The 4,274-nt window shown below is 68.7% G+C and carries 3 protein-coding genes; 1 reads left to right on the top strand and 2 read right to left on the bottom strand.

Annotated features, from left to right (window positions below):
* Both Q0C81_RS16795 and Q0C81_RS16790 read right to left on the bottom strand, forming a co-directional pair.
* On the bottom strand, nucleotides 1-1,615 hold a 1,615-nt coding region (locus Q0C81_RS16795; RefSeq protein WP_291840659.1), incomplete at its 3' end, for a TonB-dependent receptor.
* A 104-nt stretch (nucleotides 1,616-1,719) separates the two neighbouring features.
* Entirely contained in the window at nucleotides 1,720-3,144 is a 1,425-nt protein-coding gene (locus Q0C81_RS16790) for a short-chain fatty acyl-CoA regulator family protein (protein WP_291840656.1), read from the bottom strand.
* Nucleotides 3,145-3,299: 155 nt separating this feature from the next.
* Here Q0C81_RS16790 and aceA point away from each other — a divergent pair.
* Nucleotides 3,300-4,274: isocitrate lyase (aceA, locus tag Q0C81_RS16785; protein WP_291840653.1), on the top strand; the 975-nt coding region annotated here is incomplete at its 3' end.

Here is a 4,274-nt window from a genome sequence, read left to right as displayed (position 1 = left end):
ACATGTTGATGCCGCCCGACTTGAAGCCTTTCGCGTAGCTGAAATAGGGCAGGATGTCGGGCGTGACCTCGTAGGAGATCGCCAACTGCCCCGACCAGCTGCCTTCCGAAATCTCGGCTGAGTAGTTCTGCGGGCGCTGGATGCCGAGGCGGCGGGAGATCAGGGTGGGGTCGGCCGTGACCAGCCCGCCAGAGACGGACAGATCATAGACGCCGGACTTGTCTTCCCGGGTGTAGCGCAGGCCGGGCGTGATCCGGAGCCGGTCGTTGACGTTCCAGGTCAGCTGGCCGAAGGCGGCGTAGCTGGTGGTCTCGATCGCCGAGACGTTGATCGCGGTGTAGCCCTCCAGCAAGGCGGCCGGGGTACCCGTGGCCAGCAGCCAGTAGGAGGCGTCGCTGCCGTACTGGGTGATGCCGTTGGTCGTGACGGTCTGGTTGAAGTAATAAAGGCCCCCGACCCAGTCGATCGTGTTCTCGCCCACCGAAGACAGGCGGAATTCCTGGCTGGTCTGGTCCTGGTTCGACGGATTGTTGGACTTCCTGAGGATGTCGAGGCCGGTGTAGTCGCGGTCGTTCGCGGGCTCCCAGTCCCACTCGCGATAGGCGCTGATCGAGGTCAGCAGCACGTCGCCGAAATCATAGTCGACGATCACCGACCCGCCCGCCTGCCACTGGTCGGCCTGGATGTCGTCGTCGATGTCGACCAGCCGGTCGTAGGGATTGGTGCTGGGGGGCGTGTAGCCGCGGCCGCCGGCCAGCGCCGGGTATTGCGACCCGGCGGGCTTCAGGGTCGTGCCGACGCCGACGTACACCTGGGTGCAGCACTCCAGGAGCTGGCGGTTCCAGTCGCCATAGGCGCGCACGGTCAGCTGCGGCGTCGGCGTCCACAGAAGCTGGCCGCGCACGGCGAAACTGTTCTGGTCGTTCTGGTCGCGGCCGACGCGGACGTTCTGCAGGGCGCCGTCGCGGCGGGTCGAGACGATCGACAGGCGTCCGGCCAGGACCTCGTCGATGATGGGTCCGGTGATCGAGGCCTTGGCCTGGACGAAGCTGAGGTTTCCGACCGTGACCTCAGCCGTGCCGCTGGGCGTGAAGGCGGCGTCGCGGGTGGTGATGTTCAGGGCGCCGGCGGTGGTGTTCTTGCCGAACAGGGTGCCCTGGGGGCCGCGCAGGATCTCGATCTGCTCCAGGTCGACGAAGTCGAGCGTCGCGGTGGCCGGGCGGGCGTAATAGACCTGATCGACATAGATGCCGACGCCCTGTTCCAGACCGTCATTGGCCAGGCCGTAGCTGGCCCCGATGCCGCGGATGGTGATGGCGGTGTTGCGCGGGTTGGACGACAGCAGCTGAACGCTGGGCGCCTGCTGGGTCAGCTGGCCGATATTGTAGGTGTTGGTGTCGTCCAGCTGTTCGCCGCCGATGACGGTCAGGGCGATCGGAACCTCCTGGGCGCGTTCCTCGCGCCGGCGGGCCGTGACGACAAGGTCGCCGAGCTGGGCGACGCTGGGGGTCTGGGTCTGTGGCGCGCCGGCGGGGTCCTCCGCCTGGACTGCGGTGGCGCCGCAGCCGAGGACGAGCGCCAGCGCGCCGGTTCGCAGCAATCGTTGTTTGGTCATGACTATCCCCAGCCGTGCAGATTAACTGCAAGCTGATGGATGCATTGATCAGCGCCAAACGGGATTTCCTGTGATCTGGCGTTAGATTTTCTACGCTGTGCCGATCAGGCCGTCACGAACGGCCACGGGCTGACCGACTTCGACCAGTCGTCCACCGCCGGCGCGCGATCGACCGGCGGGGCGGCCCGTTCGGCGCAGGGGTGGCGGTGGCACAGGCGGCAGGCGGGGCCGATCGGCGTCACCTCCGGCGCCGCCAGATCAAGGCCGCGGGCGTGGATCAGGCGCCGCGCGTGCTTCAGCTCGCAGCCCAGGCCGATGGCCAGGTCGTGCCCCTCGGTGAAGGCGTCGCGGCCTTGGCGCTCGACGGTGCGGGCCAGGGTGAACCAGCGCTGGCCGTCGGGCGTCTCGATGATCTGGGTGACGATCCGGCCCGGGGTGCGGAAGGCCGAGTGCAGCCGCCAGCGCGGGCAGGCCCCGCCGAAGCGCGAAAAGGGGAAGGCGCCCGAGGCGAAGCGCTTGGAGATGTTGCCCGCCTGATCGACCCGCATCAGGAAGAAGGGCACGCCGCGCGCGGACGGGCGGGACAGGGTGGTCAGCCGGTGGGCCGCCTGTTCGAAGCTGACCCCGAAGCGCGCCTCCAGCCGGGCGATGTCGTAGCCGTTGGTCTCCGCCGCCGTGTGGAAGGCGGCGTAGGGCATCAGGATGGCGGCGGCCAGGGTGTTGGTCAGGGCGACCTTCAGCACCCGCCGTGTGGCCTCGTCCGGCATGTCGGCGGACGCCGCCAGCGCGGTCAGTTCAGCGTCATGCTCGGCCAGGGCCAGCTGGAAGGCGACGGCGAAGGCGCGCGAGGAGGGCCCCAGGGTTTCGGACAGGTGCAGCCGCTTGCGGTGCGGGTCGTAGCGGCGGGTCCATTCCACCATCACATCGTCGGGCAGGGTGCGCACGGTCAGGCCGTGGCGCGCCATCAGCCGGGCGCGGGCGCGGGTCTCGAAGGTCTCGCCGGGGCTGTCGGCCTCCAGCGCGGCGGCCAGCGCCTCGCCCAGGGCGTCCAGGTCGGGAAAGTGGTTCTGGCGCGCCTGCACATAGTCGCGCACCCGGTCGGCGGGAGTCTCGTCGCCTCCACCGCCGCCGATGTCGGCCTCGGCCCGGTCGCGGGCGCGGCGGTCGCTGAAGGCGCGGTACAGGCGCAGCACGGCGTCGGCCACGGCGGGCTGGTCCTCGGCCAGCTGGACGATCTCGTGCCGGGGCACAGCCAGTCCGTTGAAGACCGGATCGGCGAAGGCCTCGGACAGGGTCGCCTCGGACGCCGGCCCGCCGGACTGCCCCAGCGCCCGCAGGTCCACGTCATAGGTCTCGGCCAGACGCAGCAGCAGCTGGGCCGAGACGGGGCGCTGGTTGCGTTCGATGTGGTTCAGATAGCTGGGCGAGACGCCCAGATCGCCGGCCATGGCCGTCTGGGTCAGGCCCAGATCCCGCCGCAGCCGCTTCAGGCGGCCGCCCAGGAACAGCTTGCGGTCGGCGGTGTCCATGACTGCATGATGTCACAAAATGACTTAACATCAAGTGTCATATTATGACTCAATGACGCGATATGTCCGGCTCAGTGTGTATCGTTTGTGACTGACGCGTGTTCCTCTGCCCGTGACCCGCCGCGCATCGACGGCCCACTGGACAGAGACCGACCATGACCACCTTCGCCGATCTGGTTCCTTCGCCCTCCGGCCGCTTCGACGGCATCGAACGCCCCTATACGCCGGAGGACGTCCTGCGCCTGCGCGGCTCGGTGCCGATCACCCATACGCTGGCCGAGCGCGGCGCCAACCGCCTGTGGGAGCTGCTGCACAGCGAGCCCTTCATCAACGCCCTGGGCGCCGTTACCGGCAACCAGGCCATGCAGATGGTCCGCGCGGGGCTGAAGGCCATCTATCTGTCGGGCTGGCAGGTCGCCGCCGACGCCAACACCGCCGGGGCCATGTATCCGGACCAGTCGCTGTACCCGGCCAACGCCGCGCCGGAACTGTGCCGCCGCATCAACCGCACCCTGCAGCGCGCCGACCAGATCGAGCATGCCGAGGGCGGGGCCAAGCGCGACTGGTTCGTGCCGATCGTCGCCGACGCCGAGGCCGGTTTCGGCGGTCCGCTGAACAGCTTCGAGATCATGAAGGCCTTCATCGAGGCGGGCGCCGCCGGCGTCCACTTCGAGGACCAGCTGGCCAGCGAGAAGAAGTGCGGCCACCTGGGCGGCAAGGTCCTGATCCCGACCCAGGCGCATGAGCGCAACCTGGTCGCCGCCCGCCTGGCCGCCGACGTCATGGGCACGCCGACCATCACGGTCGCCCGCACCGACGCCGAGAGCGCCCAGCTGATCACCTCGGACATCGACGAGCGCGACCAGCCCTTCATCGACCGCGACAACCGCACGCCCGAGGGCTTCTTCCGACTGAAGGAGGGGACGGGACTGGATCACTGCATCGCGCGCGGCCTCAGCTACGCCAAGATCGCCGACGTGCTGTGGTGGGAGACCTCCCACCCCGATCTGGACGACGCCAAGCGGTTCGCCGAGGCGATCCAGAAGGAGCATCCGAACAAGCTGATGGCCTACAACTGCTCGCCCTCCTTCAATTGGAAGGCCAAGCTGGACGACGCCACGATCGCCAAG

This window comes from Brevundimonas sp. (assembly GCF_023259385.1).
GTDB lineage: Bacteria > Pseudomonadota > Alphaproteobacteria > Caulobacterales > Caulobacteraceae > Brevundimonas.
The sequence above is the reverse complement of the archived record's forward strand: the minus strand, read 5'-3'. Positions and strand labels throughout refer to the sequence as shown.

Bases quoted from the DNA above. Each gene is read 5' to 3' on its own strand.
- Q0C81_RS16790 (WP_291840656.1), bottom strand. From the start codon at position 3,144: ATGGACACCGCCGACCGCAAGCTGTTCCTGGGCGGCCGCCTGAAGCGG.